The sequence below is a fragment of the Hyphomonas atlantica corrig. genome (genome assembly GCF_000682715.1).
Lineage (GTDB): Bacteria > Pseudomonadota > Alphaproteobacteria > Caulobacterales > Hyphomonadaceae > Hyphomonas > Hyphomonas atlantica.
Genome location: NZ_AWFH01000012.1, coordinates 162845 through 187627 on the forward strand (window position 1 = coordinate 162845; position 24783 = coordinate 187627).

The 24783-nt window shown below is 57.5% G+C and carries 25 protein-coding genes; 19 read left to right on the forward strand and 6 right to left on the reverse strand.

Features of this window, described 5'->3' with window-relative positions:
* Window positions 1-59 precede the first annotated feature (59 nt).
* Genes HY36_RS08135 through HY36_RS08145 form a run of 3 tightly spaced genes read left to right on the forward strand, consistent with a single transcriptional unit; the run spans window position 60 to window position 3112 of the window.
* On the forward strand, window positions 60-1295 hold the full coding sequence (locus tag HY36_RS08135) for an acyl-CoA dehydrogenase family protein (protein WP_035550957.1): 1236 nt from the start codon (window positions 60-62) through the stop codon (window positions 1293-1295).
* Window positions 1292-1657, forward strand: coding sequence for an EthD domain-containing protein (locus HY36_RS08140; protein WP_035550960.1), 366 nt, complete (start codon window positions 1292-1294; stop codon window positions 1655-1657). The genes HY36_RS08135 and HY36_RS08140 overlap by 4 nt, the downstream gene beginning before the upstream one ends.
* Before the next feature lie 51 nt (window positions 1658-1708).
* The gene (locus tag HY36_RS08145; protein WP_155841802.1) at window positions 1709-3112 is read left to right on the forward strand and encodes a mechanosensitive ion channel family protein; all 1404 of its coding nucleotides are present in this window, start codon (window positions 1709-1711) and stop codon (window positions 3110-3112) included.
* 4 nt (window positions 3113-3116) lie between these two features.
* Here HY36_RS08145 and HY36_RS08150 read toward each other — a convergent pair whose 3' ends face one another.
* Window positions 3117-4319 carry a methionine gamma-lyase gene (locus tag HY36_RS08150; RefSeq protein WP_035550963.1) on the reverse strand — a complete coding sequence of 401 codons (1203 nt, stop codon included), beginning with the start codon at window positions 4317-4319 and terminating at the stop codon, window positions 3117-3119.
* A gap of 113 nt (window positions 4320-4432) precedes the next feature.
* On the opposite strand from HY36_RS08150, the gene HY36_RS08155 reads away from it, so the two are divergent.
* The 14 genes from HY36_RS08155 (at window position 4433) to HY36_RS08220 (ending at window position 17553) form a co-directional block, all read left to right on the forward strand.
* Entirely contained in the window at window positions 4433-4897 is a 465-nt protein-coding gene (locus tag HY36_RS08155; protein ID WP_035551356.1) for an Lrp/AsnC family transcriptional regulator, read from the forward strand.
* A gap of 128 nt (window positions 4898-5025) precedes the next feature.
* Window positions 5026-7878 (forward strand): [protein-PII] uridylyltransferase, encoded by a 2853-nt coding sequence (locus HY36_RS08160; protein WP_081806102.1) that lies wholly within the window; start codon window positions 5026-5028, stop codon window positions 7876-7878.
* A 22-nt stretch (window positions 7879-7900) separates the two neighbouring features.
* Entirely contained in the window at window positions 7901-9457 is a 1557-nt protein-coding gene (gene murJ, locus HY36_RS08165; protein WP_035550966.1) for a murein biosynthesis integral membrane protein MurJ, read from the forward strand.
* A 24-nt stretch (window positions 9458-9481) separates the two neighbouring features.
* Window positions 9482-10519: a tryptophan--tRNA ligase gene (gene trpS, locus HY36_RS08170; protein ID WP_035550969.1), complete on the forward strand. Its 1038-nt coding sequence runs from the start codon at window positions 9482-9484 to the stop codon at window positions 10517-10519.
* An 86-nt stretch (window positions 10520-10605) separates the two neighbouring features.
* The gene (locus HY36_RS08175; protein WP_051602633.1) at window positions 10606-11061 is read left to right on the forward strand and encodes a copper chaperone PCu(A)C; all 456 of its coding nucleotides are present in this window, start codon (window positions 10606-10608) and stop codon (window positions 11059-11061) included.
* 198 nt (window positions 11062-11259) lie between these two features.
* Window positions 11260-12312, forward strand: a complete 1053-nt coding sequence (locus tag HY36_RS08180) for a hypothetical protein (protein ID WP_035550972.1) — start codon at window positions 11260-11262, stop codon at window positions 12310-12312.
* 83 nt (window positions 12313-12395) lie between these two features.
* Entirely contained in the window at window positions 12396-12974 is a 579-nt protein-coding gene (locus HY36_RS08185) for a NifU family protein (protein WP_035550975.1), read from the forward strand.
* 98 nt (window positions 12975-13072) lie between these two features.
* Window positions 13073-13672: a malonic semialdehyde reductase gene (locus HY36_RS08190; protein WP_035550978.1), complete on the forward strand. Its 600-nt coding sequence runs from the start codon at window positions 13073-13075 to the stop codon at window positions 13670-13672.
* 6 nt (window positions 13673-13678) lie between these two features.
* Complete coding sequence (gene tsaB, locus HY36_RS17790) at window positions 13679-14323, forward strand: tRNA (adenosine(37)-N6)-threonylcarbamoyltransferase complex dimerization subunit type 1 TsaB (protein WP_051602634.1); 645 nt, start codon at window positions 13679-13681, stop codon at window positions 14321-14323.
* Window positions 14323-14781 (forward strand): GNAT family N-acetyltransferase, encoded by a 459-nt coding sequence (locus HY36_RS08200; RefSeq protein ID WP_051602635.1) that lies wholly within the window; start codon window positions 14323-14325, stop codon window positions 14779-14781. Before tsaB ends, HY36_RS08200 begins: the two co-directional genes overlap by 1 nt.
* 68 nt (window positions 14782-14849) lie before the next feature.
* The gene (locus HY36_RS08205; protein ID WP_241764172.1) at window positions 14850-15728 is read left to right on the forward strand and encodes a dienelactone hydrolase family protein; all 879 of its coding nucleotides are present in this window, start codon (window positions 14850-14852) and stop codon (window positions 15726-15728) included.
* An 84-nt stretch (window positions 15729-15812) separates the two neighbouring features.
* The gene (locus HY36_RS08210) at window positions 15813-16226 is read left to right on the forward strand and encodes a Fur family transcriptional regulator (RefSeq protein WP_035550984.1); all 414 of its coding nucleotides are present in this window, start codon (window positions 15813-15815) and stop codon (window positions 16224-16226) included.
* 169 nt (window positions 16227-16395) lie between these two features.
* A complete protein-coding gene (locus HY36_RS08215; RefSeq protein ID WP_035550986.1) occupies window positions 16396-17121 on the forward strand; it encodes a hypothetical protein in 726 nt (241 codons plus the stop codon).
* A gap of 18 nt (window positions 17122-17139) precedes the next feature.
* Entirely contained in the window at window positions 17140-17553 is a 414-nt protein-coding gene (locus HY36_RS08220; RefSeq protein ID WP_035550989.1) for a DUF1489 family protein, read from the forward strand.
* Between the two features lie 3 nt (window positions 17554-17556).
* On the opposite strand, the gene HY36_RS08225 is transcribed toward HY36_RS08220, so the two are convergent.
* Window positions 17557-18438, reverse strand: coding sequence for an alpha/beta hydrolase (locus tag HY36_RS08225; protein WP_081806103.1), 882 nt, complete (start codon window positions 18436-18438; stop codon window positions 17557-17559).
* Window positions 18439-18541: 103 nt separating this feature from the next.
* Between HY36_RS08225 and HY36_RS08230 the strand changes: the two genes are divergently transcribed.
* Entirely contained in the window at window positions 18542-19768 is a 1227-nt protein-coding gene (locus HY36_RS08230) for a hypothetical protein (RefSeq protein WP_051602656.1), read from the forward strand.
* Entirely contained in the window at window positions 19768-20589 is an 822-nt protein-coding gene (locus HY36_RS08235) for a sulfite exporter TauE/SafE family protein (RefSeq protein ID WP_035550991.1), read from the forward strand. Before HY36_RS08230 ends, HY36_RS08235 begins: the two co-directional genes overlap by 1 nt.
* Here HY36_RS08235 and HY36_RS08240 read toward each other — a convergent pair.
* The 4 genes from HY36_RS08240 to HY36_RS08255 all read right to left on the reverse strand — a co-directional run bounded on the left by HY36_RS08240 (window position 20586) and on the right by HY36_RS08255 (window position 24772).
* Window positions 20586-21554: a HupE/UreJ family protein gene (locus tag HY36_RS08240; protein WP_051602636.1), complete on the reverse strand. Its 969-nt coding sequence runs from the start codon at window positions 21552-21554 to the stop codon at window positions 20586-20588. The two genes, HY36_RS08235 and HY36_RS08240, sit on opposite strands and share 4 nt — an antisense overlap.
* Window positions 21554-22387 carry a peptidyl-prolyl cis-trans isomerase gene (locus HY36_RS08245; protein ID WP_035550996.1) on the reverse strand — a complete coding sequence of 278 codons (834 nt, stop codon included), beginning with the start codon at window positions 22385-22387 and terminating at the stop codon, window positions 21554-21556. The genes HY36_RS08240 and HY36_RS08245 overlap by 1 nt, the downstream gene beginning before the upstream one ends.
* A gap of 14 nt (window positions 22388-22401) precedes the next feature.
* Window positions 22402-24312, reverse strand: a complete 1911-nt coding sequence (locus HY36_RS08250; protein ID WP_051602637.1) for a DUF3604 domain-containing protein — start codon at window positions 24310-24312, stop codon at window positions 22402-22404.
* 91 nt (window positions 24313-24403) lie between these two features.
* On the reverse strand, window positions 24404-24772 hold the full coding sequence (locus HY36_RS08255) for a hypothetical protein (RefSeq protein ID WP_035550999.1): 369 nt from the start codon (window positions 24770-24772) through the stop codon (window positions 24404-24406).
* Window positions 24773-24783 lie beyond the last annotated feature (11 nt).

Sequence of the window (24783 nt, forward strand, 5' to 3'; positions counted from 1 at the left end):
CTGTTCTACAAAACGCTTCCGACTTAGCCTCCCTTCAAAACAACAAAGGGAGACAGGCAATGGCGATTGATTTCACGATTCCAGAGGATGCCAAGGAAGTGCGCGAGCGCGTGCGCCAGTGGGTGCAAGATGAGTGCATTCCCGCGGAGAAGGAAATGGCTGCGGGTAGGCCTTTCAAGGAGGTGTTGCCCGAATTGCGGAAGAAAGCGCGGGCGCGTGGGCTTTGGTGCCCCTTCATCCCGGTAGAGCATGGCGGCATGGGGCTTGGCCCGCTCGCCAATGCGCTCGTGCAAATGGAACTTGGCCAAAGCCACCTTGGCGCTCTGTCGATGAACTCTCAGGGGCCGGATGACGCCACCATGCTGACCCTGCTGGCACATGGTACGGATTTTCAGAAAGAGAAGTATCTGAAGCCACTGCTGAATGGCGAAAAGCGGATTTGCTATTCGATGACTGAGAAAGCAGCCGGGGCCGACGCCACCGGGATGCAGACGCGCGCCGAGAAGGATGGCAAGGGAAATTACGTCCTGAACGGCGAGAAATGGTTTTCGAGCGCGGCTACGGCAGCCGACATCGCCGTGGTCATGGCAAAGACAAATCCCGATGCGCCTCGCCATCAGCAATTCTCAACCTTCATCGTTGAGCTGCCAAATCCCGGTTACAAGATCATCCGGGATATTCCGACGATGGCAGTGCATGGCCCGCATTATGAGGAAATGGGCGGCGGACATGCCGAAGTGAAGATCGAAAACCTTGTTGTTCCCGAGGAGAATCTGCTCGGTGGGGAAGGGGGCGGATTCTCAATGGGCCAGCATCGTCTTGCCTATGGTCGCCTGCGCCACGGCATGCACAATGTGGCCATGGCTCAGCGGGCACTCGATCTTGCTACGGAACATGTCACCAATCGGGAAACCTTTGGCCAGCCCCTCGAAGACCGGCAGGGCGTTCAATTCATGCTCGCGGAGTGTGCCAGCCAGCTCTACATCGCGCGCCTCATGTTGATGCATATCGCCTACAAGGCGGAAAACGGCATGGATTTGCGCCAGGAAAACGGTATCGCCAAAGTCTATCTGGCTAATATGGTTCACAAGGTGGTGGACACAGCAATCCAGCTGCACGGCGCGCTTGGCTATTCGCTCGATACGCCTCTGGCCGCCTGGTACACACACATTCGTTCACAACGCCTGGTCGATGGGCCGGATGAGGTGCACAAATGGATCACGGGAAAGAATGTCATCCGCGCTTTCAAGAAGGATGGTACAACCGCCGGTGCGGCGGGGGGCGATCTGCTATGATCAAGCTGACGTTCTGCCTGCGACGATTGCCACATCTCAGCCGAGAGGAATTTCAAGTCTATTGGCGAGAGAAGCATGCACCACTGGTGGCGAAACATGCAGAGGTTTTGGGGATCCTCCGCTACGTGCAGAATCATACATCGCATGACAATTTGAATGCCAGCATGCAGGCGAGCCGCGGTGGTCCTCCAGTTTATGATGGCGTCGCTGAGCTATGGTTCAAAAGCGAAAAGGCCATGGCCGCCAAGAGCAACGCGGCGGCGGCAAAAGCCGGCGCCGAACTGCTGGAGGACGAAAAGAAGTTCATAGACTTGGCAAACTCTCCGCTCTGGTTTGGGGATGAGTTTGAAGTCGTGAGTTAGCTGACGACTTGCCCGAATGGAACTTTCAACTGTTTCACGTATTCTGCGCAGGTGAAACGGAACGAAATCGCAATCGGCAATCTTTGCTCGCTGGCAAATGGAGTATGCGTCAGTCTGATGATGCTTTGCATTGCGGTGGTCGGCCCGATAGCGTTTGCGCAATCATCAGGGCCGATCGAGGATCCTACGCCTGCTATCCAGACTCCGCCACCACAGGCGAGCGATTCAGAAATCAAGACGCGTATTTCCGGTATTTTTGATGAGATTGCTACGCTGCGCAAAGTGACCGTGGACGTAAGCCACGGTGTGGTCACTCTGGGTGGAGAAGTGGCGAACACGGCTGCGGAAGTTCGCGCTGAAGAAATTGCCCTGCGCGTGAATGGGGTGGTCACAGTTGAGAACCAGATAGAAAGAAGGTTATCGGTAGATAATGGTGCCGGGCCGTTTTTCGGAGACCCCTCCGGGAGGCTGGACAAGCTTTACCGCGCTTTACCACTGTATGGCGCAGCCCTCGCGGTTTTCCTGTTCCTGGCTTTACTGGGGCATCTTGTGGCCTCGTGGCGTAGCCTGTGGCGTTGGGCGCTCCCGAATCCCTTCCTTGAGGAGTTGGTGTCCGGCGCGTTCCGAATACTGATGCTGTTGGTTGCGCTGGTCGTCTCGATGAATGTGCTTGGCGCGACTGCATTGATGGGAACGATCCTGGGCGGTGCTGGCGTGATTGGCCTGGCAATCGGCATTTCGGTCCGTGATACGCTGGAAAACTATGTGTCCTCAATCATGCTCAGTGTACGCCAACCGTTCCGGGCGAACGAGCACGTTGTCATCGATGAGCATGAGGGAAAGGTGATGCGGTTAACTTCGCGTTCGACCATCCTGATGACGCTGGACGGCAACCATCTACGCATTCCTAACTCCGCTGTCTTCAAGGCAGTGATTCTGAATTATACGCGTAACCCAGAGCGCCGTTTTGAATTTGAACTCGGTGTTGACGCAGCTGATGATCCTGTGGCGGCAATGCAGATAGGCCTTGATCGACTGAAGGCCATGTCGTTCGTGCTATCCTGCCCAGAGCCTGAAGCACTCGTGCAGACTGTCGGAGACTCAAATATTGTGCTGCGCTTCATGGGCTGGGTTGATCAAAGGCAAACGAATTTCGCCAAGGCCCGAGGTCTTGCGATCGTCGCTACCAAGGATGTCTTGGAAGAGGGGGGCTTCACCTTGCCGGAACCGATTTATCGTGTTCGCTTCGATAGCGGCGTGGAAGATGCATTAAAAAGCGCAAAGCCTGAAAGCCGCGGCGCTGGGGCAGCTGAACAGCCGCGCGTGAAAGCTCGACCGAGTTCAAATTATGATTCCGATGTCGCGGCTGACAATACGATTGATGAGAAAGTCGATGCCGAACGTGCCAGCAGTTCTGAGGCTGACTTGCTGGACGAACAAAGACCCGTTGAATAGGAATTTAGCTGCGATCGCTACCGAGTGCCATATCCAAATCTGTCAGCAGGTCCTTTGAATCCTCCAATCCGACCGACATACGGACGAGGCCATCTGAAATGCCGTGGGCGAGGCGTTCTTCCTGAGAGTAGGTCGAATGGGTCATGCTGGCAGGGTGTTGGATCAGGGATTCGGCGTCCCCAAGGCTTACGGCGCGCTGGATGAGCTGTAGTCGGTCCATCATTCTTGTCCCGGCCTCAAACCCGTCGGCCAGTTCAAAAGCGATCATGCCGCCAAAGTCCGACATCTGGCGTTTGGCCAGATCGTGCTGAGGGTGGCTTGGCAGACCGGGATAGTGGACGGCTGAAACGGCTGGATGCTGTTCGAGCCAGTTGGCGATGCGAAGGCCGCTTTCAGAATGGCGCATCATCCTTAGCTGGAGGGTTTTGAGGCCCCGCATGACCAGCATGGCGGTCAGGGGCGCCATCACTGAGCCGGTCATGTCCTTTACGCCAATCAGGCGAATGTCCTGAACAAGGTCAGCCGGGCCACACACAGCACCTGCCACCAGGTCTCCATGCCCGCCCAGATATTTGGTGGCGGAGTGGACAACTAGGTCCGCGCCAAGCTCAATCGGGCGCGTCAGCAAGGGCGTCGCGTAGGTGTTGTCTACAATGGTCAGCGCGCCGGCCTGTTTCGCGATTGACGACACCGCGGCGATGTCGACGAGGCGCATGTTGGGATTTGCTGGCGTTTCGAAGTACACAATCCGCGTCGTGTCGCTAATTGTCGCCTGCAGATTCTCCGGGTCTCTCAGATCCACATGCCGAACTTTGACACCGAAGCGAGACAACCCATCCCGCATGAACGCAAACGTGCAGCCATAGAGCGTCTGGTCCGTGATGATCTCGTCGCCGGGTTTGACGAGCGTCCAGAGCGTCGAAGCAATCGCGCCCATTCCACTGGCCGTCGCAAGACCAGCCTCGGCCCCTTCAAGGTTCGCCAAGCGCGTTTCGAGGACTTCAAGCGTGGGGTTGGAGATGCGAGAATAGAAATGCCCTTCGGTTTCCCCCGCAAAAAGTGCCGAACCTGTTGCAGTATCGGGGAAAACGAAGGTAGACGTCATGTGGACGGGCGGAGTAAGAGAGTGCGAATGATTCGCAGGTGAGTAGCCATGATGAATGGCTCGGGTTGCAAATCCTGGATCGCGTGACGGTTTGAGGGCCATGGGGGAACCTTGCTGTCTGTCGAAGCAATATAGCAGCGCTCTCGGGACAGGTGCTGTCAATTTATGCCAAGCATGGCGTGATGATTGGCATATTATACCAGTTCGAGGGTGGTATGGATAAAATTGACGCTAAAATCGTTCAGGCCCTTCAAGAGGATGGCCGTCTGACGAATCAGGATCTCGCAGAGAAAATTGGATTGTCTCCCTCTCCCTGCCTGCGCCGGGTTCGCAATCTGGAGAAGGCCGGTATCATCAAGGCCTATTCCGCGACGATCGACCAGAAGGCCTGCGGATACCCGATAACGTGCTTTGTCAGGATCCGCCTGTCTATCCATACAGAAGACACGATCCAGAAGTTCGAGAAGATTGTTGAGGAAACGCCTGAGATACTCGACTGCTACCTGATGGCAGGTGGCTCAGATTATCAGTTGCGAGTCGTAACGGGCAGCCTCGACGAATACGAGCAATTGGTAAGACAGACGTTTCAGAAGCTGCCGGGGATTTCATCGGTCGAGACCAGTTTCGCCTATGGCGTGGTCAAGAAATCCCGCGTGTTGCCGGTAAAGATCAATACCTGACCGGATGCGGGGCATTACGCCGCCGGATTGCCAGATTGGCAGCGCACCTGAGGTCGAGAAGCGGGAAAATCCGGCCTTCGGTGATCATGGCATAGGCGGGACAGTGTGACTTGCTATATAGGCTATCCATGAGCACAGATTCTCCCGTCAAACCCGCGCAAGAGCCCACTCTCGTTGAATCCCGCAACCGGACGAGCCGCCGGCCGGGCAAGTGGCGTATTTCCAACATCATTGATGGTCGCTCGCTGAGGGTGAAATTGACCACGGCAGCGCTTGATAATCTTGGGGACGCGCAGGCGATGCGCAAGGCGGCCCTGGATCATTTGCACGGCGCCATGTTCAGAGGCCGCATGATTGCGCAAGAACGACTGCAGCAAGGGGCGGACGGCCTGGATACGGCCCGATTACTTGCCGCGGTACAGGATGAGGTTGTGCATGCGCTTTATGACTTCACCACCACACATGTGCACCGTGCGCGCAACCCCACAGAGGCCGAGCGTCTCGCCATTCTCGCGACGGGAGGATACGGGCGAGGGGTGATGGCGCCGTCGTCAGATACGGACTTGCTGTTCCTGCGCGCCTACAAGGCCTCTCCGCACACGGAAAGCGTGATCGAGTACATGCTATACGCATTGTGGGACATGGGGCTGAAAGTTGGCAACGCATTCCGTACCCCAGCAGAATGTGTGAAGCTGGCTGCAGAAGACGTAACGATCAAGACGTCTCTGCTGGACTCTCGTTTCATCTGCGGTGATCAAGCTCTTTCCGACGAGATGATGTCGAAATTCATGAAGGAAGCCGTCGAAGGAAAAGACGCCGAGTTCATCATGGATAAGCTTGCCGAGCGCGACGCCCGTCATGCCCGACAGGGTGATGCGCGGTATGTGGTTGAGCCAAACATCAAGGAAGGCAAGGGCGGCCTTCGGGATCTGCAGACCCTCTACTGGATCGTGAAGCATATTTATGGTGGCGAGACTCTCGAAGACGTAATGAAGGGCGGACCGTTCACGCGTAGTGAGTATACGTCCTTTATTCGCTCGGCGAAGTTCATGTGGACGGTGCGTTGTCACCTGCATTATGTGACAGGGCGCGCGGAGGAACGTTTGAGCTTTGATCTGCAGCCGGAAATTGCGGCGCGTATGGGCTATCGGGACCGTACGGGGCAATTGGGTGTCGAGCGTTTCATGAAGCGCTATTTCCTCGTTTCGAAAGATGTTGGCGCATTGACGCGCATTATCGCGGCGAAGCTGGAGGCTGAACAGAAGAAGAAGCCTGAAGGGTTCCGCAGACTGCTGCCACAGAAAACGCCGCAAGCCTTGGCTGACAAGGGGTTTGTGGTGGATGCCGGGCGGGTGAGCATCACATCTGAAGACGTGATGAAGGATGACCCGCTGAACATGCTCCGGCTCTTCATTATTGCCCGCCGGGAAGACAAGGATATTCATCCGAATGCCTTGTCGGCAATTACCCGGAACTTGCGCGCCCTGAATGAAAGCGTCCGTAGTTCCGACGAGGGAAGGCGGCTGATACTGGACGCTATTCTTGGCAGCAAGGAGCCTGGTCTCATCCTGCGGCGGATGAATGAAGCGGGCGTTCTGGGTAAGGCCATCCCCGAGTTTGGCGGTATCGTCGCCCAAACACAGTTCAACATGTATCATCATTACACGGTTGATGAGCATACGATCCGCGCAGTTGAGGCAATCGCGGAGATGGAGCAGGTCAATGCCGAGCGCGTTCCGCTTGCGACCGAAATATTCCAGCTCGTTGAGAATCGCCGTGCGCTTTACCTTGCCATGCTGCTGCATGATACCGGAAAGGGAAAAGGCGATCAGCAAATCGAAGGCATGAAGACAGCCACGCGGGCTTGTCAGCGTTTGGGCATTCCAGAAGACGAAACGGAATTGGTCGCCTGGTTGGTCGGCAACCATTTGGAGCTGAGTGAGACCGCGCAGAAGCGCGATATTTCTGACCCTCGAACGGTCACGCAGTTCGCCAATCTGGTTGGCTCGCTTGAGCGGTTGCGCTTGCTTTACATTCTGACGGCTGCGGACATTCGCGCAGTCGGACCGGGCGTATGGAATGCCTGGAAGGGGCAGCTGATGGCAGACCTCTACCACAATACGGCAGCTGCCTTGCGCGGCGGTCGGGCGGATGAATCGGGCGTACAGGCGCATCTTGAAGCAAGAGCGGAAGCGCGGCGGGAATCCGTTGTGGAGGAGCTGGGAAGCATTCCGCACACGCTGCTTGAGATGGAGACTGCATACTGGACAGGGTTTGATGTGCCGGACCTGACATGGCACGCCACAGCGCTGAAGGAGGGGGGGAGCGTCGTATGCTATCGCTTCCCGCCTGAAGGGGGGGCGCTCACGCTCATGGTCTGCGGGGAAGACCGGCCCGGCCTGTTTGCGGATCTTGCGGGAACCCTTGCAAACCTTGGGGCGAATGTTGTCTCAGCGCAGGTCTTTACCAATCGTAGCGGACGCATCCTCGACATCTTCATTCTTCAGGATGGCTCACAACAGCCTTATGGATTGAAGGACGCGTCCCGCCTGCAACGTCTGGAAACCGCATTGGAGCAGACCCTTTCGGGCACGAGCGTGAAAGAGCCAGCCGCTGCACGCATGGGACGGCGCGAAGCGGCCTTCCTGGTGCAACCATCCGCCCAGATACGGAATGATGTTTCGACGGAATATACGGTGGTCGACATCGCGGGCCGGGATCGTCCCGGGCTGCTTTATGATGTCGCGAGCGTTCTGGCAGAAAGCGATTTGTCTATCCATTCAGCGCATGTCGGATCGTATGGAGAGCGTATGTTCGATGCTTTTTACGTGCAGACGGCTGCTGGAGAGAAGCTTACGGATGCTGACCGGATTGAAACATTGAAAGAACGTCTTCTTGACGCATTGGGGCAGCATGAACCGGATGCACCGGAAACGCCGGCCAGGAAGCTGAAGCGATCACGCGCCGTGGACAGTTTCTGAGAATTCGATCAGGGGAGGCCGCATGAGCGTCGCTCGCAATACACTCGTGCAATCCTCGCTGACATTGGCCAGCCGCATTCTCGGTATGGTTCGCGACATTCTGCTTATCGCGAAGATTGGTGCCGGGCCGATTGGTGATGCCTGGGCAACGGCCCAACAGTTCCCGAACCTGTTCCGCCGGATTTTTGCTGAGGGGGCGTTCGCCTCTGCCTTTGTGCCGACATATGCCCGCACCTTGGAGGCAGAAGGTGCAGAGGCGGCGCGTGATGTGGCGCAGGAAGCGTTGAGAGTTCTGTTTGCGGCGACGGCAGCGCTGACCATCGTGGCGCAAATTTTCATGCCATGGGTGCTGTTGCTGATACACGGCGGACAGGCCGACGATCCGGAAAGCTATGGTTTGGCTGTGCTGCTGACGCGAATTACGATGCCATATCTGACGTTCATGGCCATCGCCGCCTTGTTGTCAGGGGTTTTGAACTCGGCCGAGCGATTTGTCTTGTCAGCAGGCGTGCCAACACTGCTGAATTTGTGTCTGATCCCGGCAGCCTTCGTCGCTCCGGACGCCGAGGGCACAGCCCTTGCCGCTGCGATGGCGTATTTTGTCGCCGGTCTTTTGCAGGCCGGCGCGCTTTGGTGGGGCGTCAATCGCCAAAAGGTTCGCCTCAGCCTGATTGGCTGGCCTAGGCTGACACCCGCCGTGAAGAAGGTTTTGAAGCTCGCCATACCCGGAACGATCGCGGCGTCCGGTACCCAGATCAACATTATCGTCAGCCAGTCGCTGGCGAGTTTCGAAGTCGGGGCGAAATCCTGGCTATATGCGGCTGATCGCTTGTATCAGTTGCCCCTTGGTCTGGTCGGCGTGGCGGTTGGTGTCGCGATTCTTCCTCGTCTCAGCCGTGCTGCGCGCGCGAGCGATGACGGTTCCAGTCGACAGACAATGGATGAAGGGATCGGGCTTGCCATGGCGCTGACCCTGCCAGCGGCGGCGGCGCTGATGATTGCGCCGGTCTTTCTGATCGATGCGTTCTTCACGCGCGGCGAATTCTTGCCATCTGATGCGGCCATGTCCGGAAGCGCGCTGTTCCATTTCGCCTGGGGGGTACCTGCCTTCGTTTTGATCAAGGTGCTCGCGCCGGCATTTTTTGCGCGGGAAGATACGAAGACCCCAATGCGCTATGCGCTCGTCTCCGTCGTCATCAATACCGTGCTGGGCGCGGGTCTTTTCTTCTGGATGAAATCGAATGGCGGGGCTGGGTTTATAGGTCTGGCCATCGCAACCTCCGTTGCTGCCTGGATGAACACGGCGCTGTTGGCGATGACCTTGCTGGCGCGGGGATGGTATACGCCCGGTCCGCGTCTTGTTTCTGGTGTGGTGCGTGCAGCTTTGGCCACCGCGATCATGTCTGCAGCGGTCTGGTTCATGCTCCAAAACCTGCCCGAGATCCGCGCGGAGTTGTGGGATTCCCGGATCGCTTCTGCCGCAGCCATCGTGTTCGCGGGCGGGGTAATTTACGCATTTGCCGCGCTTTTAACTGGGGCAATCCGCATTTCTGACATTCGACAGGCTTTGCGGCGCTAGACAAACGCGCTAAAGCGCCTGCCCATGACTGATACACCTGCATCCTATAGTGGCCCGCAACGCATTTTCTCGGGCATCCAGCCAACAGGCAACCTCCATCTGGGCAACTATCTCGGCGCCCTGAAGAAGTTCGTGGACCTGCAGGAAGATGGCTGGGATGCCGTTTACGCAGTTGTGGATTTGCACGCGATCACAATGCCGATGGAGAAGGGGGCTCTGCTCAGCCAGACCCGCCAGATTGCGGCGGCGTTCCTGGCCTGCGGCGTGGACCCCAAGAAATCCATCCTGTTCGCGCAGTCTTCAGTGAAGGCGCATGTCGAACTGGCATGGATCTTCAACTGTGTCGCCCGGATGGGTTGGGTCGAGCGGATGACCCAGTTCAAGGACAAGGCGGGCAAGGATGCTGAGCGCGCATCAGTCGGTTTGTTCACATACCCTGTTCTGCAAGCGGCTGATATTCTGGCCTACAAGGCAACGCACGTGCCGGTAGGCGAGGATCAGAAGCAGCATCTGGAACTCAGCCGCGATATCGCTGACCGCTTCAATCGTGAATATGATGCGCCAGGCTTTTTCCCGCTGCCAGAACCGCTCATCAAGGGGCCGGGTGCGCGCGTGATGAGTTTGAAGGACGGCACCAAGAAGATGTCGAAATCCGATCCCTCCGAACTCTCCAGAATTGCGCTGGTGGATGACGCCGACATGATTGCCAAGAAGATCAAGAAGGCGAAAACGGATTTGCTGGGTGATATGCCGAGCGAAGTGGATGGCCTTGAGGGCCGTCCGGAAGTTGAGAATCTGGTCGGCATTTACGCGGCGTTGTCAGGAGAAAGCGTCGAGGCAATCCTAAGACAGTATGGCGGACAGGGCTTTGGTGTATTCAAGCCGGCCCTGGCGGAGGTGACTGTGAATCATCTCTCGCCGATCACACAGCGCTATCGCGAAATTCTGGATGATCCGGCCTTTATTGATTCTGTCCTGCAGGACGGTGCAGAGCGGGCCGATGCGATTTCTGCTCCGGTTATCGCAGAGGTGTGGAAACTTGTTGGATTCTGGGGCGCCTGATCCGGCCTGCGGCAACGGGAGTTGTTGACCTTCGCCTGAAGTGGGGTAGGTCTCGTGTCGCTATCACACGGTTGGAGACCTGTACCATGCGTATCGCTTCTATCACTGCCGCTTTCGGACTTGTCGCTATGGTCGCCTGTGCGCCAGCACCAGAAACAGCGGAAAGCTCAGTGACGGCGAGCGGCGCATTCGTCGTGAAGCCTGCACCTGGGCGCGATGTTGCGGGTGGAGGACTGACTTTGACTGTTACGGGCGAGCCGATGTCACTGGTCGGCGCAGAGACCGATATTGCAGACACGGTTGAGCTTCATACGATGAGCATGGACGACGGCGTCATGAGAATGCGCAAGGTCGATCAGATGGACGTCACTGAAGATGCTCCGCTTGAGCTGAAGAGCGGCGGCAATCATCTGATGCTGTTTGGGGTTAGTCCTGACATTGAAATCGGTGAAACGGCGGAATTGGTCCTTACGCTGACCGATGCCGACGGCACTGAGTCAACCCTGACCACCCAGGCAGAGATACGCGGCCTCGGCGATTGAGCCTGATTTCGGCAATTCACTGCCGGATTTTGCCACGAGAAATTCCTGAAGATATGCCCCGCCCGGTCAAATCGCGGGCAGGCATGTTGCTTGCATATATTTAACAGTAAATAGACTGTTAATATCCGCTTTTTGCCTGCATAGTGCTTTAACCGCAACAGGCTTGGCGTGGGCATGTTTTGGAACAGGGTAGAGTGAATGGCATTTGATAGTCGTCTTCCAGCGGCGTACCAGGAGGAAGGTCCTGTGGTGACCGTACTTGGCTCTGACCATCTCGTGACATTCGACTATGCAGAACCCAGCCCCATCATGTTGTTCGCTCAACGTTGGTGGCGCCGTACCATCACCTTGATGAAAGTGGGTGTCGTGATTGCCGCCGTTGGCGCGTATCCGATCATGACTGTCGCATCGAACAAGATTGATGACAGCCCGATTGAGGTGGCAGGCCAGGACTGGACCGTGCCAGCGGTGGGCGTGTCGATCGTGAAGATCGCGCGCGAGCTGGAAGGCGCTGGCTGGGCGGGCGATCGTGCCAATTGGCACCCTCAGGCTCGATTGACTGCCATGCCGGCCTGGCAGGGCGCGACTGCTGATGCCTTGTCTGAACATACGAACTTGCTGGCTGAACTGACTGTGCAGGATGGCGAAGTTGATTCCGATCTCAAGGCTGCCGCGCGTTTGCTGATGGGCGTAGAGGGTGAAGATATGCGCCCGCGCCTCACAGCAGCCGCTGAAGCCTTGAACCGATATGATTCGCGGGCTGCTCGCGGATTGGCCTCTACGCCAGCAAAACTCGACAAGCTTAAGGCGGAAGCGGCATTGTTCGCCGGGTGGGCTGAAGCGGACCGAAACGATTTGTCGCTTCAAGTGAATCAAGACATCGTGGAGTGGCCCGCCAGCAAGACTGACATCGAGACCTTCTATGGCGCCAAAGCTCGCGCTCATATTGCGCAGCAGATGCTGGTTGCGGCCCGCAACTCCGAACCACGCCTTGCAAGATTGCCCGCCGTAAGTTCGGCTTTCGATCGGGCTGAACTGGCTTGGAGCCGCGCCGCTCAGATGCAGCCACTGATTGTGTCAAATCAGAACGGCGATGGTCCTTTTATGGCCAATCATCTGGCCAGCATCGGATTCTACCTCGGTGAAGCGCAGGACGCGTCGCAGAATCTCGCTGAAGCGTTGGTGCATGTACCAGCTGGAGCGCTGGAAAATGTGGCGTCGCTGGAAAAGCAACTGGCCGCCGCACCCTGAGACTTCACGCAATCCCTTGAACTGGTCGCTCGGCCAAGCCATCTGGTTGTCAAGACTGCAATCCAGAAAGGGCCCCCAAGGCCATGTTCATACAAACCGAACCCACGCCAAACCCGGACACCGTCAAATTCCTGCCCGGTCACCCTGTCGCGGGCGACGCCGGTCCGTTTGATTTCCCCGATGTTGCGAGCGCCCGCATCAGCCTGCTGGCGCGCGCACTGTTTCAGGTAGATGGCGTTGAACGCGTGTTCTTGGGTAGCGATTTCGTGTCGATCAACAAGGATCCCGACAAGGAATGGAAGCACGTCAAACCGATGGTGCTGGCTGCGATCATGGATCACTACATGGCGGGTCTGCCAGTCGTGGAGGCAGGCGCGGCGCCTTCGGCCGACACCGAGGCTGATGTCAGCTATGAAGGCGAAGCTGCCGAGATCGTGGAAGAGATCCGCGAACTCATTGAAACGCGCGTTCGCCCTGCCGTGGCCCAGGATGGGGGTGATATCATCTTTCACAAGTTCGAGCCGGACACGGGAATTGTCCACCTGTCCATGCGGGGCGCGTGTGCCGGGTGTCCGTCGTCGACCATGACCCTGAAGCAGGGGATTGAGAACATGCTGAAGACTTATGTTCCGGAAGTAACGGCAGTCGAGGCCGTTCTGTAGCTTTGCCAGCATTGTCGCTGACGACATGTCATTGATTGTGCTTGCGTTTCCCGGCAAGACTTCTTGAAAGAACTTGTTTTGACGGAAGGATACAGGACATGGCCCATCCGGTGAATGACCATGCGCTCGACGTAATTTTTCGCGACGGCCGTAGCTATAACGGGTTTGAGGACAAGGACGTGCCGGAGATTCTGGTGCGGGCCGTCTATGACCTTGCCAAGATGGGGCCGACGAGCGCGAATTGCTCACCGGCGCGGTTCGTCTTCGTTTCGTCAGAAGAAGGTAAGTCGCGCCTGCTGCCATTGGTGTCCGAGGGCAATCAGCAAAAGGTGAAGCAAGCGAAATGGTCCGTGATCATAGCTTATGACATGGAGTTCCAGGAAAAGATTCCGAAACTCTTTCCGCATAATCCGAGCGCGAAAACCTGGTTCGACAACAACAGGGAAGAAACGGCCTTTCGGAACGGAACGCTCCAGAGCGCTTACTTCCTGATGGCTGCGCGCTCACTTGGGCTCGATACGGGACCAATGTCCGGGTTCGACATGGATGGTGTGAACAAGGAATTTTTCGCATCTCAGGATGGCGAGGAAAAGAACTGGCGCGCCAACTGGATTTGCAATCTTGGCTATGGTGACCGGTCCAGCATCTTTGCACGCAGCCCGCGCTTACGCTTTGAAGAGGCATGCAGGATCGTCTGACGTGTCATGATCGTCCTGGGACTGAATACAGCGTTCACCGCCATGGAAGCGGCTATCGTCAAGGATGGTGAAATCCTGGCCGATGCGCGCGAGACGATGGCGAGAGGGCAAGACAAGGCCTTGCCGGGCTTTGTGGAGCGGCTGTTGGCCGATGCAGGAATTGACCTGTCGGACATTGACAGGCTGGCCGTCGTGACGGGCCCCGGTAGTTTTACCGGCATTCGCATTGGCGTGGCCTACGCCCGCGGTTTGTCACTCGTCACGACTGCCCCGTGCGTAGGTGTCACCAGCATTGAAGCTGCCATTCCGGCGGGCATGAAAGACACGGCCCTGGGGTGTCTTGCGGCCCAGAAACGACCGCCCGAACAAACCTGGTGGGTGCAAGGTGTATCAGACAATGCGGGTATCGCAGATACGATAGAAGTCGGGCTGAATGAGCTGAAGGCCATGCTGACCGGATTTACCGCGCCCGTATTCATGCAATCGCCTGAGGCTTTAGAAGGTCAGGCAGATTTGCTGGACATTCGCCCGCTCATTCCCTCAGCCGTGACAGCTGCGCTCAAGGCACCGCTGTTCGACCCGGCATATCACACCCCTGCGCCCGTTTATGCGCGTGAGCCAGATGCGAAGCTGCCTGAGTTGAAATCCTGATGACCGGGCTTGTCATTCTGAGGCCAGACGATGCGCGGCAGCTGGCGACTCTACATGCGCAGTGTTTCGACGACGCGTGGGACGCCGCCGCGATTAGAGGACTGTTGGAGGATTCGAAGGTTCTGGCACTGGGCGTTGAGAGCGTCGGCGCAATCGTCGCCTTCCTGATTGCGCAGACGGTGGCGGGAGAAACCGATATTCTGACGGTGGCGACTGATCCGGCCGAGCGCAGGAAGGGGTTGGCCAGCCAGTTGATTGATGCCTTGATCGCACGTGCCGGCGAGCGGGGCGTGTCACGGATCATGCTGGACGTGGCGGAAGATAATGTGGCTGCACGTCAATTGTATCGAGATCACGGCTTCGTAGAAGATGGGCGGCGGCCACGATACTATCGAGCCGGAAGGGATATTCCTGTGGATGCTATCTTGATGTCCCGCATGCTTGGAATAGCCACATAGTTCCAGATCACGTTGGGCCTCGCGAGTTATTGGACTATGTTCCGGTCCAGACCGAGATGGAGGCCTTGATGTCGAATAAGCAGGATATTCCGCAAGAAGTGTACGAACTCTATGACGCCTATTGCCATGGCGACATTTCGCGACGGGCTTTTTTCTCAGGTCTCGGAAAGTATGCGGTGGGCGGCATGACGGTAACCAGCCTCGCGGCCTGTGTGATGCCGGATTATGCGAAGCAACAAACCCAACCCGGCGCGGACGGCCTTTATGAGGAAATGCTGATCTACAATTCGCCCAACGGAGCGGGTGAGATGGAAGGGTATTTCGTGCGCCCTGCCAACGCCGCGGGAAAACTCCCTGGCATTGTGATCATTCACGAAAACCGAGGACTGAACCCTCATATTCGAGATGTTACGCGCCGCGCGGCTCAGGCAGGCTTTGTCGCCTTCGCGCCGGACGCCCTGTATCCGCTTGGGGGATATCCCGGAAATGACGATGATGGCCGCGCGATGCAGGCGAAACGTGATCGCGAAGGCATGGTGCAGGATTTCATGGCGGCAGCAGAATTCCTGCGCGGACATGTGGCGGTGAACGGCAAGGTCGGTTGCGTTGGCTTCTGCTTTGGCGGCGCCGTTTCCAATCTGATGGCGGTGCGCCAGCCCTGGCTGTCGGCCTCAGTTCCGTATTACGGTGGTTGGCCAACGGCAGATGAGGCCGCACAGGTTCAGGTCCCACTTCAGATCCATCTTGCCGGCCTTGATGAGCGCGTGAACGCCGGGTGGCCTGACTACAAGGCGGCGCTGGACGCCAATTCAGTGTCATATGAGGCATACATCTATCCGGGCGTGAACCACGGTTTCCACAATGACACGACGTCTCGCTACGATTCAGAGGCTGCGAAACTGGCATGGGAGCGCACTCTGGACTATTTCCGCCTTCACCTCGTTTGAGACTGAAAATCATGAAAAATCAAACAGGGTTACGCTGCGTTCAATCGACTGGACTTCCCTGAAATGTGAGGGCAAAACACTTCCATGGATCGACTCGAAAAACTCTGTGCGGAAAAAGGATTGCGGATGACAGAGCCTCGGCGCGTCATTGCGCGGGTTCTTTCGCAATCTGATGACCACCCGGATGCAGAAGAACTGCATCGCCGTGCCAATTCCATGGATGCGTCAATATCCTTGGCGACTGTGTATCGAACGGTAAAACTGTTTGAAGACGCCGGTATCATTCAGGCTCACGACTTCCGCGACGGGCGCGCCCGTTATGAGGAAGTGCCTGATGAGCATCATGACCATCTGATCAATGTGAAGAATGGTGAGGTCGTCGAGTTCCACTCCGAAGAAATCGAACGACTACAGGTCGAGATTGCCAAGAAGCTTGGCTTCAAACTGGTGGACCATCGTCTCGAACTGTACGGTATTCCGCTCAAAGACGGCGAATAGCCCCCGCAAGTCTGCCATAAGCGCAGCCTGTTCAAGACCCGTAAAGCATTGCTCTAGCAGAATGGCCCGACAGGTTTGACCGGACGGGCCATTCGCGCGCGAAATTGATTGCGCTGCCAAAGATCAGCCGCATTCCGGACCTAATCACATTACGGGACGGTAATTCGATATGCTTCTGGCTTTTCTTGCGAGCTTTTTCCTCATGACGCAGGCGCCGCCACTGGATACGGCGCTTACGGCCACGGAAGCACCGACATCGCTGCGTGCAGCCTTCACCGTTGAACTCCAGAGCCAGCATGCCAGCCGTGTTTATTCGTATGATCCTCGCCGCGAAAAAGGGCAGCGCTGGCAAGTCGTCTCCTGGCAGGGCGAAGATGACGAACTCGAAGAGGTTGCCAGAACCTGGGCGAATGAAGCGGCTCCGGATGGCCGACTGTTTCCAGATGATTTGCGCGCGAGCATGGGGCGGCAAGTCAGTGTCGACGATATGGGACACGCTTGGCGAGTGTCGTTTCGCCACCACCCATCCACCAATGATGGCGAATTCGATGTTTGGGCGGCCGAGCGCCTTCAGGCGTCTGCCTGGTTAGATCCGGTCGGCGAGCGGTTTCTGCGTATAGATTATCATTTGCCGAAGCCTGTTGCCGGTCCAGAAGGCGGTAAGCTAACGCGGTACGAGCAGAGCTATTTCATCCGGACGGAGCCGCGCTGGGGGATGAGCTATGTGTCGAGCTTCTCGATTGATCTGGAAGCGCGGGCGGCATTCCGAACGATGACACGACAATATTCGGCGAACATCATTCAGACGGAATTCTTCTTTGCGAGCGCAGAGGCCGAGGCGGAGTTTGAGGCCATTCGCAAGGGTCCGCAGCTGATGTCTGGATTGCCGCGCTGAGGTCGCTAGATTACTCGCATGACGATTCACATGGTGAAGCTCTGCGTCGGCGCGGATGATATCGACGATCTGGTCAATTGGCAGAAGCGTCTGATGAAACAGGGGCATGAACCCTTTCATCGCACACGCATGATGCCAAAGCAGAAAGACCAATTGCTTCAGGGCGGCTCTATCTATTGGGTGATCAAGGGCGCCATCCGCGTTCGTCAGCAAATCATCGATGTTCGCGAAGTGGCAGGGGATGGCCACACAATGTGTGAATTGGTGTTCGACCCTGAGCTCGTGCGGACATATGCCAAACCCAAGCGTCCATTCCAAGGCTGGCGGTATTTGAAACCGGGGGATGCGCCGCGCGATTTGGGTAGCAAGGAAGCGGCGGTGGATATTCCGCCGTCCCTTGATGCTGCACTGAAACAGGCTGGCGTCTGGTAGGCCTTAGTCCGACAATTCTGTCAGCAGGATTTCAGCCTGCAATTCGAACGCATCGCTGCCAGGCGCGATCAGCTCGACGTGGCCGGTCTCCAGTACGAGAATGGAACGGGCGTCGCTGCCGGCCGCCTTTGCCTTGTTGGAGTATTCCTCCCCGAGAATGGGCGGGGCAATCTGGTCTAGCGCGCCATTCACGCTGAATTGGTGGGCTGCGAATGGCAGGAGCTCGGCGGGCGACGTATCTGAAAAGACATCAGGTCGACCGCCTGACGCTGCACCCGTCAAATCATCCATGATGGCGCTCAAACAGCTTTCCAGCGTTACGGGAGCGGAAGCCTCCAAATCAGCCAGGCCGCCGGAATTTACAACGAGGTCGATATGAAGCGGATCTGATTGCCAGAGCGGGCTGGACTTTGGCAATTTGGGTCTCGCCGCGAGCCACAGCGCCAAATGGCCGCCTGCCGAGTGGCCGAACGCGCCGATGCGGTCGATCTTGAGATTGTAAGTGTCGGCATGCTCTCTCAGCGCGTCTGCGGCGTGTGCGACGTCCTCAAACGTGCCTGGGTAGCCGCCGCCATCTTCGTCCACGCCGCGATACTCAATGTTCCAGACGGCAAATCCCTTCTGGCGAAGGTCTTCGGCGGCGAAATCCATCAGCGAATGGTCTGCAATGGATTTCTGCCAGCACCCGCCATGAACCATGATTACAACAGGGTGGGGGCCATCCCCATCTGGCAGCCAAAGGTCGACGATATCAGCGTCGCGGGGCCCCGTTCGGATCGTATGAGGCGTTGTGGGGCGGTCTCGAGATAAGAGATCCGCCCAGCTCATCAGCGTCGCGGTGCTTGTGTCTTTCGGGGCCGGAGCAAGCTGCTCCGTGTCAGACATGTCGCATCCAGTCGCTAGAATTAGTGCGAGAGTCGCTAGGAAAGGTGCACGCATGGCATGTTTGCTACTAGCCTCCGTGCGGTCTGTCATGCACAAACATGCGATGACCTTGATATCCCTTCCAGAATCCCGCGCAGATGCGGAGGCATTGGATGAAGTCGACCCGCTGGCGCGGTGTCGTGCGGCCTTTGCGTTGCCAGAGGGGGTGACTTACCTCGTCGGACATTCCCTGGGGCCAGCGACAATTGGCGCGATGGAAGCGGTGCGGGAAGCATCCGAAGGCGCGTGGCTGAATGATCGTGTGGGCGCATGGAACAGCGCAGACTGGATTCAGCTGGCTGAACGTGTCGGTGGTCGTACTGCGAAACTGGTCGGAGCGGATGCGTCCGAGGTGGTCGTGTGTGACAGCGTCTCGGTCAATCTGTTCAAACTGGCGGCAGCGGCCTTGCCGCTCGCGAGGACGCGTAGGCTTGTCGTTGAGACGGACGAATTTCCAACCGACCAGTATATTCTGGAAGGCCTGTCCGGTGTCGCGGATGTAGAACTGATCCGCGCCGAACCGGGGCAGGGGCTTGCCCAGCTGAATGGCGGCGTACTGGTCAAAAGCCTCGTAAACTATCGCTCTGCCGATGTGGCGGACATGGTCGCGGATGAGGCTGCGGCGCAGGATGAGGGCGGCTGGATCGTCTGGGACCTTAGCCACGCGACGGGGGTGCTGGATGTTCAACTGGCCAAATCCCACGCAAGATTGGCCGCGGGCTGTACCTACAAATATCTGAATGGTGGCCCCGGCGCACCAGCCTTCCTTTACGCGCGCGGCGATGTAGCCGGTGAATTGTCTTCTCCTTTGCCTGGTTGGATGGGGCATGCCGCGCCATTTGAATTTACTTCTGACTACAAGCCCAAGCATGGCGCAGCGCGGTTTGCATGCGGAACGCCGCCAATTCTCTCGCTTGCTGCGTTGGATGGAGCACTGAAAGTGTTCGACGATGTTGCCATGCGCGACGTACAGGCCAAGTCCAGGTCGCTGGGGCAGATGTGCCTGATGATGGCGGAGGGCATGGGACTGGACATTGCGTCTCCGCTAGACCCTCAGCGGCGCGGTGGCCATGTCAGCCTTCGCCACCCTGACGGTTATCCTTTGGTACGCGCCATGGCGGATTGGGGGATCGAGGCAGATTTCCGGACCCCGCATACCATCCGGCTGGGGCTGTCGCCCTTGTTCCTGAGCTATGCCGAAATTTGGGATGCCATGTCTGAGCTTGCCGAGATCGTCGAAACGCGCAGCTGGGATACGGCGTGCTATCGCGAAAAGGCGATCGTCACCTGATGGAGTTGATTGTTCAGTATGCCCCTTTGCTGCTCGCACTCGTCGCAGCAGGGATCGCCGCTGGATTGGCCGCAGGCCTCTTCGGAATTGGGGGCGGGGCGATCATTGTGCCTGTGCTGTATTTTCTCTTTGAAGGGATGGGGTATGGGGAAACAGCCATGCATGTGGCCGTGTCCACATCACTTGCCACGATCATCCTGACATCCATCCGCAGCGTGATGGCGCACAATTCCCACGGCGCAGTGGATTGGAGCATAATTCGCGGTTGGGCGCCGTGGATTGTCGTCGGGGCTCTGCTCGGCATGGCCGCCAGTGGGTATCTTTCCAATCGCGGCCTGCTGGCGATCTTCGGATCTCTTGCCTTTCTGCTTGCGGCGCAGCTTTACTTTGGACGACCCACCTGGCGCTTGGCGGACGACATGCCACGCGGCTTTCCGCGTGCCGGATTGGGCACAGCCGTTGGGGCGCTGTCGGCACTGATGGGAATTGGCGGAGGCACATTCGGGGTCAGCCTGATGACACTGTGCGGACGTCCCATTCATCGCGCCGTGGCGACGGCGGCTGGTTGGGGTGTGGCGATTGGTTTGCCCGGCGCATTGGCGGCGATCTTCGTTGGATGGGGCGTGGACGGGCGCCCGCCATTCTCGCTTGGCAATGTGAACCTGGCCGCGTTCGCGCTGATCTCTACCTTTACCGTCACCATGGCGCCTATTGGCGCGAAGCTGGCGCACAAGCTGGATGCGGCCAAGCTGAAGCGATGGTTCGCGATCTTGCTGGCGGTCGTGGCGGCTCGCATGTTGTGGAAAGCGCTGGGCCTTTAGAAGAAGGTCGCCACAATTCGTTCGATCGCCCAATAGCTACCCGTGATTCCGATTGCGTAGGCTGCAGCCGTCTTCACAGCGTGCTCCCCGTGGCGGTAGAGGCGAAGCCCTAGCCAGGCGAGCGCGAGGAGGAACAGCACAAAGGCGACCTGCCCCGCTTCGACTCCCAGATTGAATAACAGTAGCGCCATTACTTCGGCGTCTCTTGGAAGACCGATTTCGGATAGCGCGCCAGCGAATCCAAATCCATGAATCAATCCGAACCCAAATGCGATGATCCAGGGGCGTGTCTGGGACAGGGTATCCCGACCCTGCATCCTGTAAATGGCTTCCGCTCCGAGCAGAGCGATACTCATGGCGATTGTGATCTCGACAGGCGGCCCGGGCAGCGTGATCCCGGCAAGAGACGAGGACGCAAGCGTGATGGAGTGGGCAATTGTGAAAGCGGTAACTGTGGCGAGCAATTGGTGCGGGCGAACAAGCAGCACCAACCCGAGAACGAACAGCAAGTGATCGTATCCGAAAATAATGTGCTCTACTCCGATGCGGAAATAGGCCAGCAATGGCGCGCCCTGAGATTGACCCAGATCGACCGAATTTGCCTCGGGCCGCAGGACGATCGAGATATCCTCATTGTCCAGTCGGTCCATGCGCAGAAAGACATCCGTGAGCGTGCGGTCCAGTCCCTCAATTGCCAGGGTGCCAGAGTTGAGATCACAGCTCATGGACCAACGCGTAATCAATGTAGCGGCCGGGGCCGACACACGCTCATTCTCTCGTGTGCAACCCTCCGGGAACGACGGCTCGAGTTTCAGGCGACGTCCATCGAGAATGGGCTGTTTCCAGATGACGTCATAGTGTCCGGCCTCGGTTTCGTTGACTTCCAGATAGGCCGGGCGGACTTCGTGAGCCGCCGCGCACAAGGCGATCACAACCGCAGCGAAGAGACTCAGGACGAAGCGCACTATTCGACGCCTTCAATCTCTACCGTATAGCGCGCAATAATGTCCCGCACTGCCTGCTCGTTTGCAATTCGGCGTGAATTTTCAAGCCAGTCCTTGCGGACTTGATCCACGATGTCGTCGAAGGGAATGACCGTGGCGGGTGTCGAACTTTCCAGCTTGACCAAATGAAGGCCAAAGGCGGAGGGGAGCGGACCTTGCCATTCATCTGATACGCTTAATTCAGAGAGTTCATTTGCGAACTCGCCCCCAAACTGCCGTGCGACCTCCCGAAGGGGCACATCACCATATTGGCGCTGCAGCATGAACGGGTCTCCGAGATTGTCCAAGGCGGTTGCCGATGAGGCGTTGAGCTGTGCGAGCGTATCGGCGGCATCTGTTTCGGTGCCGTCGCCGCGCACATCGGGGCTGAAATAGATGTGTGAGAATGTGAGGGTCGCGGGGGTTGTAAAACGCTCTGTATGCGTTGCGTGCCAATCCAGCATCTCATCACGCGTCGGTTCCGGGTCTTCTGCCAGATCGGACACGACAAAGCTCATCTTCTGGGCAAGTCGACGCGTGATGATCGTATCATCCCTGTCCAGTCCCAAGCGCCTGGCTTCGCGTGACAAGGCCTCGTCCCGCACCAGATCGGAGACCATCGCGGCCATGTCCGTTTCACTCGGCAGTGCGCCTGCTTCGGATGTGTATAGCGCGGCGAGACGTTCAAGCTCACCCGTCGTCACGAAAATCGTTGAATCCGCCTTGTCTGACCGGTTCTGCCAGACTGAATAGGCGACAAAGATCAAGGTTGCCGCCAAGACGAAATGAGTCAGCGGATCGCGAAGTAATTTCACTGAAGTACCAATCCTTACTCGCTGGGGATGTACCAGATTGGCGAGGTGTAGGCCCGCTCCTGAATGGTTTGTGGTACATCAGGCCGAGGGGGAACGTTAGCTCGCATGGCTTCCCATGTCGACCAACGGCAACTCGGATTTTCCAGGACGCGAACATAGTAGGTTGCGCGCCTTTCCGGATCGAATTCCGGATCCTGCCAAAGGGCTTTCAATTCGCCTGCGCCGTCGCCGGTTGGGGTGCAGGTTTCCATGTCGACGGCTGCGCCATTGTCGGTGCAACGGTGTGTGTCGGGATCGGGCGTTCCATCATGGCAAGCCACATCATAAACGGCTTCGCCTTCTGAGGTCACCTTGATGATTTGAACGCGCTGCAGTGCGCCCATATTCGGATCGCGCTGTGCCCAGGCAAGGAATGTCGGGGCTGTACCATTGCCCACCAGATCGCCGCCCATCGGCACCCCGCCATCATAGGCAAGTCGGGTGAGATTGGAGTCAGACAACATGTCGTCGGAATACTCGAACCCGGCAAAGAAGCGGACTTTCATCCGGGGGCCTGTGGTGGCGAATGTTTCTTTGCGGCGGAATGCGTCAAAGATGGATTCCCGCGTGTTTTCTTCCGCCCAAACCCCCGTCAAGCCAGACGCGCCCCAGCGCGAAAACCACTCTCGTGCATTCTGAACAATCTGATTGTCTGGTTGTTCGTCCCAGCTCTTTGTACCGAAGAAGGGGACAGATCCACGCGCCATTGGCGTGCCATCGACAATGCCAACCTTCGACCAGTAATCATTTTCGGCATAGGCGCCGCCGACAACATGACTGTCAGATGCCGCGACCAGGCCGAAGCGAAATGGATCAAATCCTTGCTCTTCCTGCAGTTTCAATCCGTTGCGATACGCTTCCCGGACATAGCTGCCTTCGGTCTTGGAAACTTCGTAGGAGGCAAGCAGGCGATCATAAATCTCGAAATCTGCCCATTCGTCGTTTGGCGATAGGGCAGGGTGCGTCTCGCTGGTGCCTTTGACTTGCGTGACTTCCACAAGCGGCTCATTGCGCATGCGCTGCTCTGCATAGGCGGCATCAAGTGGGTCGCCATTATAAGTCTGCAGTCGGAACATGAGTCCATCCGACACATTTGGATTGTGCGGGATGGCAATGGATTCGTATCCTTCGGCGCGCTTGGCGTCCATCCAGTCCCAAAGGTCTTCGGGGTTGGTCGAGTCGAGCGTTGAGAAAGCCCGGTCAGGCGCGTCGCCCTTGAAGAAGACGTTACGGTGGAGGTTGCCGCCAGCGAAGGAGCCTTGCTCTTCATTGGCCGCAACGGACGTGTATTCATAGGCTGCGAATGTTGTGAACTCACCAGGTACATAGTGCCGGTCAGCCGCAGCGACATTTTGCATCCAGACCGAATCCATCACGTCCGTATCATGCATCTCCGCGATCACTTCGCCGGAACGGACAGATGCGCCAACCCCCTGGAAGGCTGCAGTGATCCGGCCCGGATCGGTTGAGAACATGTCTTGTGCACGGGGAAGTTCAGACAGTTCCGTGCCGGGCGTATTCATGGCGGGCAGGATGCCAAGATACTCGGCGTGGTCTGTCACCGTGTAGAAATCAAGCGGACCGCCGGCAATGGTCATGTCAAAGCCGGAAGGGTGGGTGATCGTGTCCCCACGTGCAAACCGGTATGCATCATCGGCGGTCCTGCGAACATTGAAGATATACGCATCAAAGCTCGACCGGGTGTGGATATGAAGATCACCGAAATAGGCATTTCGGTCTTCATTGTATCCAGCTGTCCGCTCGGTCGATTGAGCATCTGTTTGCGTTTCTGCGGTATCGGATTCCGGTGCAGACGATTCTGGCGCAGGGTTACTGCACGCAGCCAAAGCAATCGCCGAAACGGCGAGGCTCAGATATCTCTTCATGTTTTCCTCCCAATGGGCAGGTTTCCTGCTCTCATTGGTGGAAATAGTGCGCCGTTATCACAGATGTGTCTAGCTTGACGCCCGGTAAAGACTAGACGGGGCTGATGTCGGTAATCTTGTATGTAAGGGGTGTTTCACCGTGGCTGGCGATGGTGACATATTCGCCTTCCTTGAAGACATGATCACCAAGCCGGTAGCCGGATTCATCATCGCCCTCATCATCTTCATCATAGTGAAAGAACCAGCGGCTGCCCCGATGGGTCAGTTTGCCGGTGGCGTGCTCATCGGGATCCGGGCTGAACCGAACGACATGGCAGGCATCACGGTGCGCCCGCCAGGCTTCAAGATCAATCTGCCCGGACGTGTCCAGCGGAGCGACCAGCGTGTAGCCCTGACCGGCGTCGCCGTTCGGCAGGCCAGGATTGCGGGCAAGTTGGAGTACAATCTTGGACAGGCTCATGTCTGAGTCTC

What these genes read in the sequence shown, in the direction of transcription:
- HY36_RS08150 (WP_035550963.1), bottom strand. Translation starts at nt 4,319, where the DNA reads ATGGCCCTCAAACCGTCACGCGATCCAGGATTTGCAACCCGAGCCATT.
- tsaB (WP_051602634.1), top strand. Translation starts at nt 13,679, where the DNA reads ATGATCGTCCTGGGACTGAATACAGCGTTCACCGCCATGGAAGCGGCT.
- HY36_RS08140 (WP_035550960.1), top strand. Translation starts at nt 1,292, where the DNA reads ATGATCAAGCTGACGTTCTGCCTGCGACGATTGCCACATCTCAGCCGA.
- HY36_RS08160 (WP_081806102.1), top strand. Translation starts at nt 5,026, where the DNA reads ATGAGCACAGATTCTCCCGTCAAACCCGCGCAAGAGCCCACTCTCGTT.
- HY36_RS08175 (WP_051602633.1), top strand. Translation starts at nt 10,606, where the DNA reads ATGCGTATCGCTTCTATCACTGCCGCTTTCGGACTTGTCGCTATGGTC.
- HY36_RS08215 (WP_035550986.1), top strand. Translation starts at nt 16,396, where the DNA reads ATGCTTCTGGCTTTTCTTGCGAGCTTTTTCCTCATGACGCAGGCGCCG.
- HY36_RS08225 (WP_081806103.1), bottom strand. Translation starts at nt 18,438, where the DNA reads ATGTCTGACACGGAGCAGCTTGCTCCGGCCCCGAAAGACACAAGCACC.
- murJ (WP_035550966.1), top strand. Translation starts at nt 7,901, where the DNA reads ATGAGCGTCGCTCGCAATACACTCGTGCAATCCTCGCTGACATTGGCC.
- HY36_RS08190 (WP_035550978.1), top strand. Translation starts at nt 13,073, where the DNA reads ATGGCCCATCCGGTGAATGACCATGCGCTCGACGTAATTTTTCGCGAC.
- HY36_RS08235 (WP_035550991.1), top strand. Translation starts at nt 19,768, where the DNA reads ATGGAGTTGATTGTTCAGTATGCCCCTTTGCTGCTCGCACTCGTCGCA.
- HY36_RS08220 (WP_035550989.1), top strand. Translation starts at nt 17,140, where the DNA reads ATGACGATTCACATGGTGAAGCTCTGCGTCGGCGCGGATGATATCGAC.
- trpS (WP_035550969.1), top strand. Translation starts at nt 9,482, where the DNA reads ATGACTGATACACCTGCATCCTATAGTGGCCCGCAACGCATTTTCTCG.
- HY36_RS08155 (WP_035551356.1), top strand. Translation starts at nt 4,433, where the DNA reads ATGGATAAAATTGACGCTAAAATCGTTCAGGCCCTTCAAGAGGATGGC.
- HY36_RS08135 (WP_035550957.1), top strand. Translation starts at nt 60, where the DNA reads ATGGCGATTGATTTCACGATTCCAGAGGATGCCAAGGAAGTGCGCGAG.
- HY36_RS08185 (WP_035550975.1), top strand. Translation starts at nt 12,396, where the DNA reads ATGTTCATACAAACCGAACCCACGCCAAACCCGGACACCGTCAAATTC.
- HY36_RS08230 (WP_051602656.1), top strand. Translation starts at nt 18,542, where the DNA reads ATGACCTTGATATCCCTTCCAGAATCCCGCGCAGATGCGGAGGCATTG.
- HY36_RS08180 (WP_035550972.1), top strand. Translation starts at nt 11,260, where the DNA reads ATGGCATTTGATAGTCGTCTTCCAGCGGCGTACCAGGAGGAAGGTCCT.
- HY36_RS08205 (WP_241764172.1), top strand. Translation starts at nt 14,850, where the DNA reads ATGTCGAATAAGCAGGATATTCCGCAAGAAGTGTACGAACTCTATGAC.
- HY36_RS08250 (WP_051602637.1), bottom strand. Translation starts at nt 24,312, where the DNA reads ATGAAGAGATATCTGAGCCTCGCCGTTTCGGCGATTGCTTTGGCTGCG.
- HY36_RS08210 (WP_035550984.1), top strand. Translation starts at nt 15,813, where the DNA reads ATGGATCGACTCGAAAAACTCTGTGCGGAAAAAGGATTGCGGATGACA.
- HY36_RS08255 (WP_035550999.1), bottom strand. Translation starts at nt 24,772, where the DNA reads ATGAGCCTGTCCAAGATTGTACTCCAACTTGCCCGCAATCCTGGCCTG.
- HY36_RS08200 (WP_051602635.1), top strand. Translation starts at nt 14,323, where the DNA reads ATGACCGGGCTTGTCATTCTGAGGCCAGACGATGCGCGGCAGCTGGCG.